Here is a 14212-nt window from a genome sequence, read left to right on the forward strand (position 1 = left end):
CGGCACAGTGCCCAGGACGACGGACGGAGACGGTACGCCCGTCCCGCAGCGGCTGCTGGCCGCCGCCACCCGGCTCTTCGCCGAGCAGGGCTACGACCGCACCTCCGTGCAGGAGATCGTCGAGGCGGCCGGCGTCACCAAGGGGGCGCTGTACCACTACTTCGGCTCCAAGGACGATCTCCTGCACGAGGTGTACGCGCGCGTGCTGCGCGTCCAGCAGGAGCGCCTGGACGCGCTCGCGAACGCCGACGAGCCGATCGAGAAGCGGCTGCGGGCCGCCGCCGCGGACGTCGTGGTCACCACGATCGAGAACCTCGACGACGCGATGATCTTCTTCCGCTCGATGCACCACCTGAGCCCGGAGAAGAACAAGCAGGTGCGGGCCGAGCGGCGCAAGTACCACGAGCGCTTCCGCGCGCTCGTCGAGGAGGGCCAGGAAGCCGGCGTCTTCTCGAAGGCGACCCCGGCCGACCTCGTCGTGGACTACCACTTCGGCTCCGTCCACCACCTGTCGACCTGGTACCGCCCCGACGGCCCGATGGGCCCGCAGGAGGTCGCCGACCACCTGGCCGACCTCCTCCTGCGAGCCCTGCGCCCGTAGAGCGCCTTCCAGGCCTAGAGGTACTTCTTCAGCTCCCGGCGCGCGAGCGAGCGCTGGTGCACCTCGTCGGGCCCGTCCGCGATCATCAGGGTGCGGGCGCCGGCGTACAGCTCGGCCAGCGGGAAGTCCTGGCTGACGCCGCCCGCGCCGTGCAGCTGGATCGCCCGGTCGATGATGTCGACGACCGCGCGGGGCGTGGCGATCTTGATGGACTGGATCTCGGTGTGGGCGCCCCGGTTGCCGACCGTGTCCATCAGCCAGGCCGTCTTCAGGACCAGCAGGCGGAGCTGTTCGACGGTCACGCGCGCGTCGGCGATCCAGTTGTGGACCACACCCTGCTGGGCCAGCGCCTTGCCGAAGGCCGTGCGGGAGACGGCCCGGCGGCACATCAGCTCGATCGCCCGCTCGGCCATGCCGATCAGCCGCATGCAGTGGTGGATCCGGCCCGGGCCGAGGCGCGCCTGGGCGATGGCGAATCCGCCGCCCTCCTCGCCGATGAGGCCGGCGGCCGGCACGCGCGCGTGGTCGAAGATCACCTCGGCGTGGCCGCCGTGGTAGTGGTCCTCGTAGCCGAAGACCTGCATCGCCCGCGTGACGGTGACGCCCGGGGTGTCGCGGGGGACCAGGATCATGGACTGCTGGCGGCGGATGTCCTCGCCGTCCGGATCGGTCTTGCCCATCACGATGAAGATCTTGCAGTCCGGGTTCATCGCCCCGGAGATGTACCACTTGCGGCCCGTGACGACGTACTCGTCGCCGTCGCGCTCGATGTACGTGGTGATGTTCGTGGCGTCCGAGGAGGCCACCTCCGGCTCGGTCATCGCGAACGCAGAGCGGATCTCACCGGCAAGCAACGGCTCCAGCCACTGCTTCTTCTGCTGCTCGTCGCCGAACTGGCTCAGCACCTCCATGTTCCCGGTGTCGGGCGCCGAGCAGTTCAGCGCGGTGGGCGCGAGCTGCGGGGAGCGGCCGGTGATCTCGGCGAGCGGGGCGTACTGGAGATTGGTCAGCCCGGCGCCGTACTCGGAGTCGGGCAGGAAGAGGTTCCACAGGCCCTGGCGACGGGCCTCGGCCTTCAGCTCCTCCACCACGGCCGGGGTGTCCCACGGCGAGGCCAGCCGCGCGCGCTGCTCCTCCGCGACCGCCTCGGCGGGGTAGACGTACTCGTCCATGAAGGCGAGCAGCTTGGCGCGCAGCTCCTCGGTGCGCGCGTCGAACGCGAAGTCCATGCGGATCAGCCTTCCTGGATGCCGTCGTGAAGCGTGGTCAGACCGTGCTGGATGAAGACCGGGACGAGGTCGCCGATGCGGTCGAAACCGCGGCCGACGGTCTGGCCCAGGGTGTAGCGGTAGTGGATGCCCTCCAGGATCACGGCGAGCTTGAACCAGGCGAACGCCGTGTACCAGGACACCGCCGAGACGTCCCGGCCTGAGCGCTCGGCGTACCGCGCGACCAGCTCGGCCGGATCCGGGTGGCCCGGGGCCTCGGCGGTCGTGGAGACCGGGGAGTCGGGCATGCCGAGCGGCAGGCTGTACATCACCAGCAGGCCGAGGTCGGTGAGCGGGTCGCCGAGGGTGGACATCTCCCAGTCGAGGATCGCCTTGATGCGGTCGTCGTCGCCCATCAAAACGTTGTCGAGCCGGTAGTCGCCGTGCACGACCGTGGCCGCGGGGGACTGGGGGAGGCGGCGGCCGAGGGTCGCGTGCAGCTCGTCGATACCGGCCAGGTCGCGGTTGCGGGAGGCGTCCAGCTGCTTGCCCCAGCGGCGCAACTGGCGGTCCAGGAAGCCCTCGGGGCGGCCGAAGTCCGCGAGGCCCACCTCGGCGGGATCGACGGCGTGCAGCTCGACGAGGGTGTCGACGAGGGACAGCACGGCCTCGCGGGTGCGCTCGGGCCCGAGGGGGGCGAGCTGGTCGGCGGTGCGGTACGGGGTGCCCTCGACGAACTCCATGACGTAGAACGGCGATCCCAGCACCTCTTCGTCCTCGCACAGCAGGACCGGGTTCGGCACGGGCACGTCCGTGGGGTGCAGGGCGCTGATGACCCGGTGCTCGCGCTTCATGTCGTGCGCGGTGGCCAGGACATGGCCCAGCGGGGGCCGTCGTACGACCCATTTCATGGTGCCGTCCGAGACCGCGTACGTGAGGTTCGACCGTCCACCCTCGATGAGCCGGCCGGTCAGGGTGCCCTGCACCAGGCCGGGCCGCTCGCGGTCGAGCAGGCCGCGCAGCCGGTCGAGATCGAGGCCTGGCGGATGGTCGGGGCTCATCAGGGCTCCTTACGCGCGCGTGAACGGGTACCGACCATCATGCCGACTGGTCGGTATGTCGTCCAGGGGGAACGGTGAACGTGATCCGGCCCACGATAGGCCGACAGCTCCCCGCGTGGTGCGGCGGGGAGCTGCCGGCGGTGCTTCTTTGGTGCTTTGCCGTGTTTTCCCGGTTCTTCCCGGTTCTTCTAGGTTCTTCCCGGTTCTTTCGCGGTCAGGTCAGTGGTCGTCCCAGTGGCCCTCGTGGGCGGCGTGCCGGTGGCCGTCGTGGAGGTAGTCGACGTGATCGCCGTGCAGGACGCTCTCGTGTCCGCAGTCCTGGCCGTGCCGGTGGTCGTGCCCGTCGTGCGAGACATGCCCGCCGGGCTCGCACTCGTCCCAGTGCCCCTCGTGCTCGCGGTGCAGATGCCCGTCGTGCGCGTAGTCGACGTGGTCCTCGTGCGGCACCTCGGCGTGTCCGCAGTCCGAGCCGTGGGCGTGCGCGTGGGAGGCGTGTTCGTGGTGGAGGGTGGTCATGGTGCTCACCTTCGAAGCGACGGACGATGACGTCGGACAGGCTGCCATGGGTGGGGTGCATATCGGGCGATTCGGCGTGGTCGTGTCACCGGGCCCCTGACGCCGCTCGCCGGCCCCCGTCGTCCGGACCCCCTTCAGAACACCAGTGCCGCCCCGCACGCCGCCATCGCCACCGTGCACAGGACCGCTGCCGTGGCGGTTCGCCGGGTGAGGGTCGACGGGGCGTCGGACGAGGTCAGGGTGTGGATGCGGCGGTGGGCGAGGTAGAGGAGGCCGAGCCAGAGGGTGCAGCACAGGGCGCAGGCGATGAGCGCTCCGGGGGACGGACCGCCGTGCAGGGCCGTCTTCACGGCGAGTACGGCGGAGACGGTCCCCGAGAGTGTCGTACGGCGCCAGGCGAGCCGGGTGCGTTCGGGCTGGAGGCCCGGATCGCGCTCCGCCGCGGCGCCCACGCTCATCCCTCCCACCCGACGAGCACCACGAAGACCATGGCCACGGCCACCACCGCGACCACCAGACTCAGCAGCGCCGGGAACCGCGACACCGGCAGGTCCTCGCCCCGCCGCATCGCCCGCTCGCACCGCACCCAGTGGTTGACCGCCCGCAACGAGCACAGCACGCCCGCCGCGAGCAGTGCGAGTGCGAGGCCGACCCGCCACCCCCAGCGCAGGTCCGGCAGGAACTGGTCCACGGCGAAGCCGCCGCCGATCAGCGCGAGCGCGGTGCGCAGCCAGGCCAGAAAGGTGCGTTCATTGGCCAGCGAGAACCGGTAGTCGGGGGTGTGGCCCTCCTGCCGGACCTCCTCGGGGGCGAACCAGACGCGGACGTTCCGTGCGAAATCGATCACGCGCACGAGCCTATCCACCGGGTGCCTGTAGGGCGGTGTCCGGGGCGGTCCCGCCGAGGCGCCGGGGCGCGCTCACTGCCGCCGCCGTGTTCGTCGACGCTCACCCCATCGACCGGTACGCCTTGAGCCGCTTGTAGGCCGCGAGGCCGTCCGGCACCCACTCCCAGTCCCGCAGGCGCAGCTCCACCTCGTCCTCCGGAAGGAAGTCGTGCCAGGCGACCTCCTCCACCTGGGGGCTGACCGGCAGCTCGCAGCGGACCTCGTAGACCGCGGACCACCAGGTCCGGCCGGCGCCGTCGTCGTAGAGGAACTTGAAGAGGTACTCCGGGCGGGGCAGGCCCTTGACGCCCAGTTCCTCCTCGGCCTCGCGCAGGGCCGCGTCGTCGTAGGACTCACCCGCACCGACCACTCCGCCGACGAACATGTCGTAGAGGGACGGGAACACCAGCTTGCCCGGGGTGCGGCGGTGGACGAAGAGGCGGCCCTCGGCGTCCCGGGCCTGGATGAAGACACAGCGATGGCGCAGGCCCTTGGCGTAGGCCTCACCGCGCGGGGACTGGGCGACGACGTTGTCGTGCTCGTCGACGATGTCGAGAATCTCGTCAGCAGCGCTCATGTCCCCCATCCAAGCAGGGGTCCTCATCGGCGCCGGGGCTGCGGTCCGGGGGGAGTGCGTATCCCTGCAGGGGCTCGCATCGAGGCAGGGGTCCTCATCCGCCGGATCTCCTCCAAGCGGGAGTGCACACCCGCGCCGGGGCCCGCATCCTCGCCGGACTTTGCACCGACTTGCGGACGCGCGACCAGGCACCGGCCGGCACCCCCACCCTCATAGGAGTCCCTGCGGAAGCCCGCGCCCGGGAAGGCGCCCGGAGCCTCCGGGAACGGGCACGCAGTCGGCCAGAGGTCTGCGTCGAGGCGGGGTCCGGAGCCGATCAGAGGTCTGTGTCGAGGCGGGGGTCCGGAGTCGCTCGGTCTTTTCGGCCCCGCGCGGGAGTCCGAAGTGGGCCAGAGGTCTGCGTTGAGGTGTCCGCGCGCAACTGCATCTGCGGCCGCCCCGTCACCAGCAGCCAGGCCGGCAGCGAGGCGATGCACAACAGGGCGAGGATCGCGGGCGAGGCCGCCGGCACGGCGGCGACGAACAGACTCACCCACGCCTGCCGGGTGACGGCGAGCAGCATGCCCAGCACCCCGGCCGCGACGCCGAGGGCCGGGTGTACGGCGTCCACGAGCGCGTGGGCGCACAGCCCGAACGCGACGCCGACGAACACGGCCGGGAAGATCCGCCCGCCCCGGAAACCGCAGGAGGCGGCGACGAGCAGCGCGGCCGGCTTCACCACCGTCATGGTGGCGAACTGCCCGGCCGACCAGCCCGGGGTCCGGAGTCGCTCGGACATCCGGGCCCGCGCCAGAGTCAAAAGTCGGCCAGAATCGAGCGTCCGCGCAGGAGCCCGGAGGCGCTCGGGCACCCGGCCCCGCGCGGGAGTCCGCAGTCGGCCAGAGGTCTGCGTCGAGGCGGTCCGGAGCCGCTCGGACATCCGGGCCCGCGCCAGAGTCAAAGTCGGCCAGAAACCCGCGTCCGCGCAGGGGCCCGGAGCCGCTCGGGCACCCGGGCCCGCGCCAGAGTCCGGAGTCGCTCGGACGCCCGCGTCCACGCAGGGGTCCGCAGTCGCTCAGGGACCCCCTACCCCCGCAGAACCCCGAGTCCGCGTCCGCGCGCGCCTCAGCTCGGCTGGAGGTTACGCGTAGGTTCCGACTGGGCGGCTCCGCAGGGCATCGCGGGGTGCATCCCCAGCAGCACGATGCCCGCGACGACGGCCGCGAGCCCCAGCGCCTCCCAGGTCAGCGCGGCGGTGTCGGTGCGCAGCCGGTCGCCCAGGAAGCCCACCCCGCACACGATCCCGGCGAGCGGCTGGGCCGCGGTGAGGGCGGGCAGCGACATCCGCAGCGGCGCGGTCTCGAACGCGCTCTGCACCAGGACGAGCCCGGTGATGCCGAGGGCCAGCACGGCGTACGGCTGCCATCCGGTCAGCAGCTCGGCGAGACCGCCCTCGGAGAAGCGCTGGCCGCTGACCCGGGTGAGAGCGTCCTGGACGCCGTACAGCAATCCGGCCGCCAGGGCCAGCAGGACCGGGCCCGAACTGAGGCGGGAGCGCTTCGCGTAGGTCGTGAGCAGCAGGGCGAGGCCGATCATGACGCCGATGATCAGCCAGTGGCGGAAGGGATCCGTGACCGCCGTACCGCCGCGCGGCTCGCCCGCAACGATGAACGCGCTCACCCCGCCCGCCAGCAGCGCGAGCCCCGCCCAGCCCTGGCGGCCCAGCGGCTGCTTGGTCTGCCTGCGGGACAGGGCGAGGGCGAACAGCAGGTTCGTGGCGAGCAGGGGCTCGACCAGGGAGACCTCGCCCTGACCGAGTGCGATCGCGCCCAGCACCATGCCGGCCACCATCAAACCGATGCCGCCGAGCCAGCGCGGCATCCTCATCAGGTCGAGCAGCAGCCGGGGGGAGAGGAAGTCGCTCAGCGGGGCCTGACGGGCCGCGTTCTGCTGGAGCACGAAGCCGAAGCCCAGGCAACAGGCAGCACTCACGGCGAGAATCAGAACCAGAACCGACACGCTGCGTACCTCGATCGTCCGGCCGGGCGGCAGGGGGTAGTCGCCGACTGTAGCGTCCCAGTGTCCGGCTTGCCCCTGGGAGTACCCGGATTCGGGTCGTCGACTCGGCCACCAACCATTCTCGGCGGCGGGGTGTCCCGTCATGGTGCGGTGCGGGAGAGGGCGGCGCCATGGCGTACGCCACAGACAGGGGGCCTTGACCCGGTCCCACCAGCACCGCGTCGTCACAACTTCCTCTCAGGTATGGAGAGTTGACGCGTGTAATGCGCCTTCAGCCCTTGACGCAAACCATTGGCGGAGGGTTGGCTGTCCGTGATCAGTCGATGGCGGTGCGAATCGTCCTCCCGACCTGCACGCACCGACTGTCAGCCTGCCCGCATCCGCCCAGGCACCCCCTTCCGCCCCACAGCTTTCTCCTGCCCCACCTGCATCCCCTCCCGATCCACCCACATCCCGTCCGCCGCACTCAAACCGGCATCCCCGCCCGCCGCACCCGTATCGCCCAACCCCCCTCCAGCCCCACCCGCCACGAGCCACGTTCCGTGAGGAAAACCCACACGGTGTCCCCGCCCCCACCCCCCTTCGGCCGCAGTCGAAAACGCGCCTCCCAGGCCTTCGACGCGGCCCTCGACGACGCCGAGCTCATCGACGCGCGCGCCGCGTTGGCGCAGGGCAGGTGGCAGGCGGTCCGGGCGCTGCTCACCCGGACGGGCGACGACTGGGACCGGCGGGGCCACCGGGTCACGGTGCTCGCGGCCGAGCCGTACAGCGACGCCTGGGCCAGGGACTGGCTGGTGGCCGAGCCGGACTCCGCCGACGCCGCCGTGCTGCTCGCCCTCGCCCTGGTCCAGCGCGTGCGGCGGGGCAAGGGGAAACCCGCCGCCGCCCGCGAGGCCTGCCGGACCGCGGCCCGCCGCGCGCCCGCCGATCCCACCCCCTGGCTAGGCCTGCTCATGCTGGAGCGCGACCTCGGGGCGGCGGACGAGGTCGCCGACGTGTTCGGCGAGATCCGGCAGCGGTATGCCGACCACCACCACGCCCACCATCTGATGGTCGCCCGGCTCGCCGAGCGCCGTGCCGAGACGGGCCCCGACCCGCTGCACGAGGTCTACGACTTCGCCAACTGGGCCGCCGAGCAGGCCCCCGCCGACTCACCGCTGGCGATCCTGCCGGTCATCGCGCACGCCGAGCGCTACCGCGCCCTGGCCGCCGCCGGGCACGAGCCGTCCGATCCCACCGCCTCCGGCCACTGGACCGGGCGCCGGGCCCGGCAGGTGATGAAGTCCGCCTTCGACTGGTGGCTCGAATGGGAGCACGAGGGCCACCCCCGCCGACTGGTCGACCTCAACTTCCTCGCCCACGCGAAGGTCTGCGAGGGCCGCGGCGCCGAGGCCGCAGCCCTCTTCCACCGCATCGGCGAACGCCCCACCCCGGCTCCCTGGTCCTATCCCGACCGCGAGCCGTACTCCGCCTTCCGTGCCGCCCGCGACCACGCGCTCGGCACGGTGTGACACCCCCGAACCCCAGAAGGACGGTCCCCATGGCCACCGAGAGTTCCAGCAAGAGCAGACCAGAGATCAGTACGTTCAAGGGGCAGGACCGCGCGCTGCGGGCCGGCCGCCTGGGCACCGGGGGCCTGCTGCTCTCCGTCCTCGCGGCGACCGCCCCCCTCATGGTCGTCGCGGGTGTCATGCCCACTACATTCGCGGTGATGGGGATCGTCGGCCAGCCCCTCCTCTACGTCGTGCTCGGTGTCGTCCTCGTCCTGTTCAGCGTCGGCTACGCCGAGATGAGCCGGCACGTCCACAACGCGGGCGCCTTCTACGCCTACATCTCCCGCGGCCTCGGCGGCACGGCGGGGGCGAGCGCGGCCCTCGTCGCCCTGGTCGCCTACAACGCGCTCCAGGTCGGCATCTACGGCATCTTCGGCTTCGAGGTCTCCGGCCTGTTCGCCACCTACACCGACCTGTCGGTGGCCTGGTGGATACCCGCGCTGGTCGCCGCCCTGGTCGTCGGCGCGCTCGGCTGGCTGAAGATCGACGTCAACGCGCGCGTGCTCGGAGTCCTGCTGATCATCGAGGTCGCCCTGGTCGTCATCTTCGACATCGCAGCCGTCGCCGACCCCGCGGCCCAGGGCCTGTCCCTGCACGCCTTCAACCCGGACACCCTCAGCGGCGCCGGCGTCGGCACCGCCCTGTGCTTCTGCATCGCCGCCTTCCTCGGCTTCGAGCAGGCGCCCGTGTACGCCGAGGAGACCAGCCGCCCGCACATCCTGGTGCCGCGTGTGATGTTCCTGGCCGTCGGCGGCGTCGCCGTGTTCTTCGCGCTCAGCAGCTGGGCCCTCACCGTCGCCACCGGGCCCTCGGCGGTCGTCGCCGAGTCGCAGAAGCAGAGCGCCGGACTGCTCTTCGGACTCACCGAGTCCCGTCTCGGCGGCACCTTCACCGATGTCCTGCACGTGCTGTTCGTGACCGGCATGTTCGCGGCCATGCTCAGCTTCCACAACGTCGTCGCCCGCTACGCTTTCGCGATGGGCCGCGAGGGTCTGCTGCCCGCCGCCTTCGGCCGCACCAACAGCGCGAGCGGCGCGCCCGGCACCGGCTCGCTGCTCCAGACCGCCGTGTCCGTGGTGGTCGTGGCCGTCTTCGCGGTCGCCGACGACAAGCCCACCGGCGACCCGACCGTGCCGGTCCTGCACCTGTTCACCTGGTTCGGCAACATCGGAGCCCTCGGCGTGATCGTGCTGATGGCGGCGGCCTCCGCGTCCGTCGTCGTCTTCTTCGTCCGGCGCGGGGCGGCGGGCGCCCAGGCCTGGCGCCTGGTCACCTCGGCCCTCGCCGGGATCGCCCTGCTGGTGATCGCCGTCTACACGGTGAAGGACTTCGACGTCCTGGTCGGCGCGGGCCCCGGCTCCTCGCTGAGCTGGGTACTGCCCGGCATCATCGGACTCGCCGTGCTGGTCGGCCTGGCACAGGGACTCCTCATGCGGGCCCGCAGGCCCGAGGCGCACGCCCGGATCGGGCTCGGCAACGAGGCGTTCCAGCTGGAGAAGGCGGCGGGGGAGACGCCGTAGCAGCCTGAGAACGCGGTGAGAAGTGGTTACGGAAGTCTGACGAGCACCCGCGATTCCTGGTCCCGCAGGGCTCGCGGGTGTTCGAATGAGGAGGTGAACTCCGAACATCCCGAGGAGCAGCGCGGCCGGCCCATCGGCCGCCGTGTCCTCCTCGGCACCCTCGGCCTGGGCGCGCTCGGCGTGGTCGCCGCGCCCACCCTGCAACGCGGCCTGGAGGCCTTCCTCGGCAGCGCCGCCGACAAGGACCCCACCGGTCTGACCGGGCTGCTCCCCAACGGCGGAGGCTTCCGCTACTACTCGGTGACGTCGTCGGTGCCGCACAGGAACGCCGAGAGCTACCAGCTCAAGATCGACGGCCTGGTCTCCCGCCCGGGCACGTACACCCTGGCCGACCTGCGGGCGATGCCCCAGACGCGGATCGTCAAGGACGTGCAGTGCGTGACGGGCTGGCGGGTCCCGGACACGCCCTTCGAGGGCGTACGGCTGTCCCGGCTGCTGGATGCCGCCGGAGTCAGGGCGACGGCGGGCGCCGTCCGCTTCACCTGCTTCGACGGGGCGTACTCCGAGAGCCTCACCCTCGACCAGGCCCGCCGCCCGGACGTCCTGGTGGCCCTTCGCATGCAGGACAAGGACATCGGCCACTCCCACGGCGGCCCGGTCCGTCTCTATGTGGCGCCGATGTACTTCTACAAGTCCGCCAAGTGGCTGTCCGGCATCACCGTCACCGAGGACGTGAAGCCGGGCTACTGGGAGGACCGGGGCTACGACGTGGACGCCTGGGTCGGCCGATCGAACGGGCGGGACGATGAGCCTACGAGTTGACGCGCCCTCGCCGACACGGGTCCGGCGTTTCGGCCGCACCCAGAAGTGGGTGCACCGGGCCACCGCCGCGCTGATGGGCGTCTGCGTGGCGACGGCCGCCTGCCTGTACGTCCCTCAGTTCGCCGAACTCGTCGGCCGCCGTGAGCTGGTGGTCCGCGTCCACGAGTGGGCGGGCCTGGCCCTGCCCGTACCCGCCCTCGCGGGCCTGGCCTCCCGCGCCTTCCGCGCCGACCTGGGCTTCCTGAACCGCTTCGGTCCGCACGACCGGGTCTGGCTGCGGGCCGCCCTGCACCGGGACAAGCGCCGGACCTCCCGCCCCGCGGGCAAGTTCAACGCGGGCCAGAAGGTCTACGCCGCCTGGATCGCGGGCGCGAGCCTGGTCATGCTCGGCACCGGCCTGCTGATGTGGTTCACCCATCTCACCCCGATCCAGTGGCGCACCAGCGCGACCTTCGTCCACGACTGGCTGGCCCTGACCATCGGCATCGTCCTCGCGGGCCACATCGGCATTGCACTGGGCGACCCGGAGGCGAGAAGAGGGCTCAGGACCGGGGAAGTGAGCCAGGAGTGGGCGGAACGCGAACACCCCCTGTGGCGGCCGTAGCCGGACAGGGGGTGCCGGAGCAGCCGTACGGCTAAATGACCAGCGAGAGCAGCAGCACCAGGCCGCCCGCGACCACCGAGATGATCGTCTCCATGATCGACCAGGTCTTGATGGTCTGGCCGACGCTCAGGCCGAAGTACTCCTTGACCAGCCAGAACCCGGCGTCGTTGACATGGCTGAAGAAGAGCGAGCCGGCGCCGATGGCGAGGACGAGCAGGGCCGTGTGGGTGGTGGACATGTCGGCGGCGAGGGGGGCGACCAGGCCGGCCGCGGAGACCGTGGCCACCGTCGCCGAGCCGGTCGCGAGCCGGATCGCGACCGCGATCAGCCAGGCCAGCAGCAGCGCCGGGATCGACCAGTCCTCGGAGATGTCCAGGACCATCTGACCCACGCCGGAGTCGATCAGGGTCTGCTTGAAGCCGCCGCCCGCGCCGACGATCAGCAGGATGCCGGCGATGGGCGCGAGGCCCTTCTCGACGAGCGGGGTGAGACGGTCCTTGCCGAAGCCGGCGGGGCGCAGCAGCGTGAAGATGCCCACCAGGACCGAGGCCAGCAGGGCGATCAGCGGCGAACCGACGACGTCGAAGACGCGCTGCACGGTGTTGTCGGGATCGTCGATCACGATGTCGACCAGTGCCTTGGAGAGCATCAGGACGACCGGGAGGAGGATCGTGGCGAGCGTGGGACCGAAGGCCGGGCGCTTGTCCAGTTCCTCCGAGGCGCGCTGCGGGACCATGCGGTCGGGGGCCGGCACGTCCACCCAGCGGGCCGCGACCTTCGAGAACAGCGGACCGGCGACGATCACCGTCGGGATGGCGACCAGCACGCCGAGCGCGAGCGTGACACCCAGGTTGGCCTGCACCGCGTCGATCGCCACCAGCGGGCCGGGGTGCGGCGGGACGAGGCCGTGCATCACGGACAGCCCGGCGAGGGCGGGGATGCCGATGCGCATCAGGGAGTAGTTGCCGCGCTTGGCGACCATCAGCACGACCGGGATCAGCAGCACGACGCCGACCTCGAAGAACAGCGGCAGACCGATGACGGAGGCGATCAGGACCATCGCCCACGGCATCGAACGGCCGCCCGCCCTGGCGAGGATCGTGTCGACGATCTGGTCGGCCCCGCCGGAGTCGGCGAGCATCTTGCCGAGGATCGCGCCGAGGGCTATCAGCACGCCGACGCCGGCGACCGTGCTGCCGAGCCCGGTGGTGAAGCTGAGGATGGTCTTGTCGAGCGGCGCTCCGGCGACCGCGCCGAGCACGAGCGTGCCCAGGGTCAGCGACAGGAAGGCGTGGAGCTTGAACTTGGTGATGAGCACAACGATGACGGCGATGCCCACCAGGACGGCGATGCCCAGCTGAGCGTGACCGGCCGAGGTGATCGGCTCGGGTGCGTCCGCTGCCAGCATCTCGACGCTGAGTCTGGTCACGGGGGATTCCCTTGCAGGTACGGGGACGTTCTTCGGAAAGGGGCGTCAGGAAAAGGGGTGTTACGGGAGTTCGGCGAGCGCCTTCGCGGCCCGGCCGGTGATCTCCTCCGGGCTGCCCACGACGTCCACCACGACCCCGGCCTCGTCCTCCTGGAGAGGCTGGAGCGTGGCGAACTGCGAGTCCAGCAGCGCGGTGGGCATGAAGTGCCCCTGCCGGTGCGACATCCGGTCCTCGATGAGGGAGCGGTCGCCCGCCAGGTGCACGAAGACGACCCCGGGCGCCTCGGCCCGCAGCCGGTCGCGGTACGACCGCTTCAGCGCCGAGCAGCTGACCACCCCGCCGAGCCCCGCCCGCCCGTGCGCCCAGGAGCCGATGGCGTCCAGCCACGGCCACCGGTCGTCGTCGGTGAGCGGGGTACCGGCCGACATCTTGGCGATGTTGGCCGGCGGGTGGAAGTCGTCGCCCTCGGCGTACGGGACGCCGAGCCGGCCCGCCAGCAGGGGGCCGATCGTGGTCTTGCCGGTGCCCGCGACGCCCATGACCACGACGACCTTCGGGGTACTCATCGCTGCCTCACTGTCTGCTGTCTTCGACGTGTGACGCCCAGGACGTCGACCGACGCCCAGGATGTCGACGCAACTGAAACCGATTAGGTACGACAATTCAAGAGCCTGTGATGAATAAGTCTGACTTTTTCTGGGTGTGACGCGCCCCGTACTCTGAGTGCATGAGCACATTGGGCCGGGGGCTGCACGGACGCGTACTGGACGCCCTCGGACCCGCGATCACCGCGGGCGAGTACCCGCCGGGCAGCGTTCTGCGCACCGACGAACTCGCCCAGCGCTTCGACGTCTCACGCTCGGTGATGCGCGAGGCCGTCCGGGTCCTGGAGTCCATGCACCTGGTCGAGTCCCGCCGCCGCGTGGGCGTGACGGTGCGCCCGAAGGCCGAGTGGAACGTCTACGACCCCCAGGTCATCCGCTGGCGGCTGGCCGGCGCCGACCGGCCGCAGCAGTTGCGCTCGCTGACCGTGCTGCGCTCGGCGATCGAGCCGGTGGCGGCGGCCCTCGCCGCGAAGCACGCGACCGCGGAGCAGTGCGCCGAACTCACCGAGTGCGCGCTCGGCATGGTCGCCAACTCCAAGGGCCACCGGCTGGAGGGCTACCTCTTCCACGACATCGCCTTCCACCGGGTGATCCTCAACGCCTCCGGCAACGAGATGTTCGCCCGCCTGGGTGACGTCGTCGCCGAGGTCCTCACCGGCCGCACCCGTCACGAGGTCATGTTCGAGGACCCCGACCCGGCCGCCGTCACCCTCCACGTCCGGCTCGCCGAGGCGATCCGCGCGGGGGACGCAGGGCACGCGGAGGAACTGACCCGCGAGATCGCGGAGGGCGCCCTTCAGGAACTCGACATACTGGCGCCGTAGTTCAGGC

Annotated in this window: 15 protein-coding genes and 1 pseudogene; 6 read left to right on the top strand and 10 right to left on the bottom strand. The window is 71.3% G+C overall.

The genetic code is table 11. The features are described 5' to 3' along the window. The first annotated feature begins 7 nt into the window (after nucleotides 1-7). The gene (locus ABZT02_RS22565) at nucleotides 8-601 is read left to right on the top strand and encodes a TetR/AcrR family transcriptional regulator (RefSeq protein ID WP_031043591.1); all 594 of its coding nucleotides are present in this window, start codon (nucleotides 8-10) and stop codon (nucleotides 599-601) included. Nucleotides 602-615: 14 nt separating this feature from the next. Here the strand turns inward: ABZT02_RS22565 and ABZT02_RS22570 are convergent, their stop codons facing one another. From ABZT02_RS22570 to ABZT02_RS22605, 8 genes and pseudogenes are all read right to left on the bottom strand, one after another. Next, nucleotides 616-1830, bottom strand: a complete 1215-nt coding sequence (locus tag ABZT02_RS22570) for an acyl-CoA dehydrogenase (RefSeq protein ID WP_356019800.1) — start codon at nucleotides 1828-1830, stop codon at nucleotides 616-618. A 5-nt stretch (nucleotides 1831-1835) separates the two neighbouring features. After that, the gene (locus tag ABZT02_RS22575; RefSeq protein WP_356019803.1) at nucleotides 1836-2870 is read right to left on the bottom strand and encodes a phosphotransferase family protein; all 1035 of its coding nucleotides are present in this window, start codon (nucleotides 2868-2870) and stop codon (nucleotides 1836-1838) included. 219 nt (nucleotides 2871-3089) lie between these two features. Continuing rightward, nucleotides 3090-3386, bottom strand: coding sequence for a hypothetical protein (locus ABZT02_RS22580; RefSeq protein ID WP_356019805.1), 297 nt, complete (start codon nucleotides 3384-3386; stop codon nucleotides 3090-3092). Between the two features lie 134 nt (nucleotides 3387-3520). Next, nucleotides 3521-3844, bottom strand: a complete 324-nt coding sequence (locus tag ABZT02_RS22585) for a DUF202 domain-containing protein (protein ID WP_356019807.1) — start codon at nucleotides 3842-3844, stop codon at nucleotides 3521-3523. Then, a complete protein-coding gene (locus ABZT02_RS22590) occupies nucleotides 3841-4233 on the bottom strand; it encodes a DUF202 domain-containing protein (RefSeq protein ID WP_356019809.1) in 393 nt (130 codons plus the stop codon). Before ABZT02_RS22590 ends, ABZT02_RS22585 begins: the two co-directional genes overlap by 4 nt. A 100-nt stretch (nucleotides 4234-4333) precedes the next feature. After that, the gene (locus ABZT02_RS22595) at nucleotides 4334-4849 is read right to left on the bottom strand and encodes an NUDIX domain-containing protein (RefSeq protein WP_356019811.1); all 516 of its coding nucleotides are present in this window, start codon (nucleotides 4847-4849) and stop codon (nucleotides 4334-4336) included. A gap of 409 nt (nucleotides 4850-5258) precedes the next feature. Beyond that, a pseudogene (locus ABZT02_RS22600) lies at nucleotides 5259-5603 on the bottom strand (ion channel protein); the annotation flags it as partial. A gap of 350 nt (nucleotides 5604-5953) precedes the next feature. Further along, nucleotides 5954-6847 (bottom strand): DMT family transporter, encoded by an 894-nt coding sequence (locus ABZT02_RS22605; RefSeq protein WP_356019814.1) that lies wholly within the window; start codon nucleotides 6845-6847, stop codon nucleotides 5954-5956. Between the two features lie 560 nt (nucleotides 6848-7407). Here ABZT02_RS22605 and ABZT02_RS22610 point away from each other — a divergent pair. The 4 genes from ABZT02_RS22610 to ABZT02_RS22625 all read left to right on the top strand — a co-directional run bounded on the left by ABZT02_RS22610 (nucleotide 7408) and on the right by ABZT02_RS22625 (nucleotide 11346). Further along, nucleotides 7408-8358 (top strand): hypothetical protein, encoded by a 951-nt coding sequence (locus ABZT02_RS22610; protein ID WP_356020139.1) that lies wholly within the window; start codon nucleotides 7408-7410, stop codon nucleotides 8356-8358. 29 nt (nucleotides 8359-8387) lie between these two features. After that, entirely contained in the window at nucleotides 8388-9920 is a 1533-nt protein-coding gene (locus ABZT02_RS22615) for an APC family permease (RefSeq protein WP_356019816.1), read from the top strand. Between the two features lie 93 nt (nucleotides 9921-10013). Further along, nucleotides 10014-10742 (top strand): molybdopterin-dependent oxidoreductase, encoded by a 729-nt coding sequence (locus ABZT02_RS22620; protein WP_356019818.1) that lies wholly within the window; start codon nucleotides 10014-10016, stop codon nucleotides 10740-10742. Further along, nucleotides 10726-11346, top strand: coding sequence for a cytochrome b/b6 domain-containing protein (locus tag ABZT02_RS22625; RefSeq protein ID WP_356019820.1), 621 nt, complete (start codon nucleotides 10726-10728; stop codon nucleotides 11344-11346). Before ABZT02_RS22620 ends, ABZT02_RS22625 begins: the two co-directional genes overlap by 17 nt. Nucleotides 11347-11377: 31 nt before the next feature. Here the strand turns inward: ABZT02_RS22625 and ABZT02_RS22630 are convergent, their stop codons facing one another. Then, on the bottom strand, nucleotides 11378-12775 hold the full coding sequence (locus ABZT02_RS22630; RefSeq protein WP_356019822.1) for a gluconate:H+ symporter: 1398 nt from the start codon (nucleotides 12773-12775) through the stop codon (nucleotides 11378-11380). Nucleotides 12776-12835: 60 nt separating this feature from the next. Next, on the bottom strand, nucleotides 12836-13342 hold the full coding sequence (locus ABZT02_RS22635) for a gluconokinase (RefSeq protein ID WP_356019825.1): 507 nt from the start codon (nucleotides 13340-13342) through the stop codon (nucleotides 12836-12838). Between the two features lie 161 nt (nucleotides 13343-13503). On the opposite strand from ABZT02_RS22635, the gene ABZT02_RS22640 reads away from it, so the two are divergent. Continuing rightward, nucleotides 13504-14205 (top strand): FCD domain-containing protein, encoded by a 702-nt coding sequence (locus ABZT02_RS22640; RefSeq protein ID WP_356019827.1) that lies wholly within the window; start codon nucleotides 13504-13506, stop codon nucleotides 14203-14205. Nucleotides 14206-14212: the final 7 nt, after the last annotated feature.

Source organism: Streptomyces sp. NPDC005402, from assembly GCF_040606575.1.
Lineage (GTDB): Bacteria > Actinomycetota > Actinomycetes > Streptomycetales > Streptomycetaceae > Streptomyces.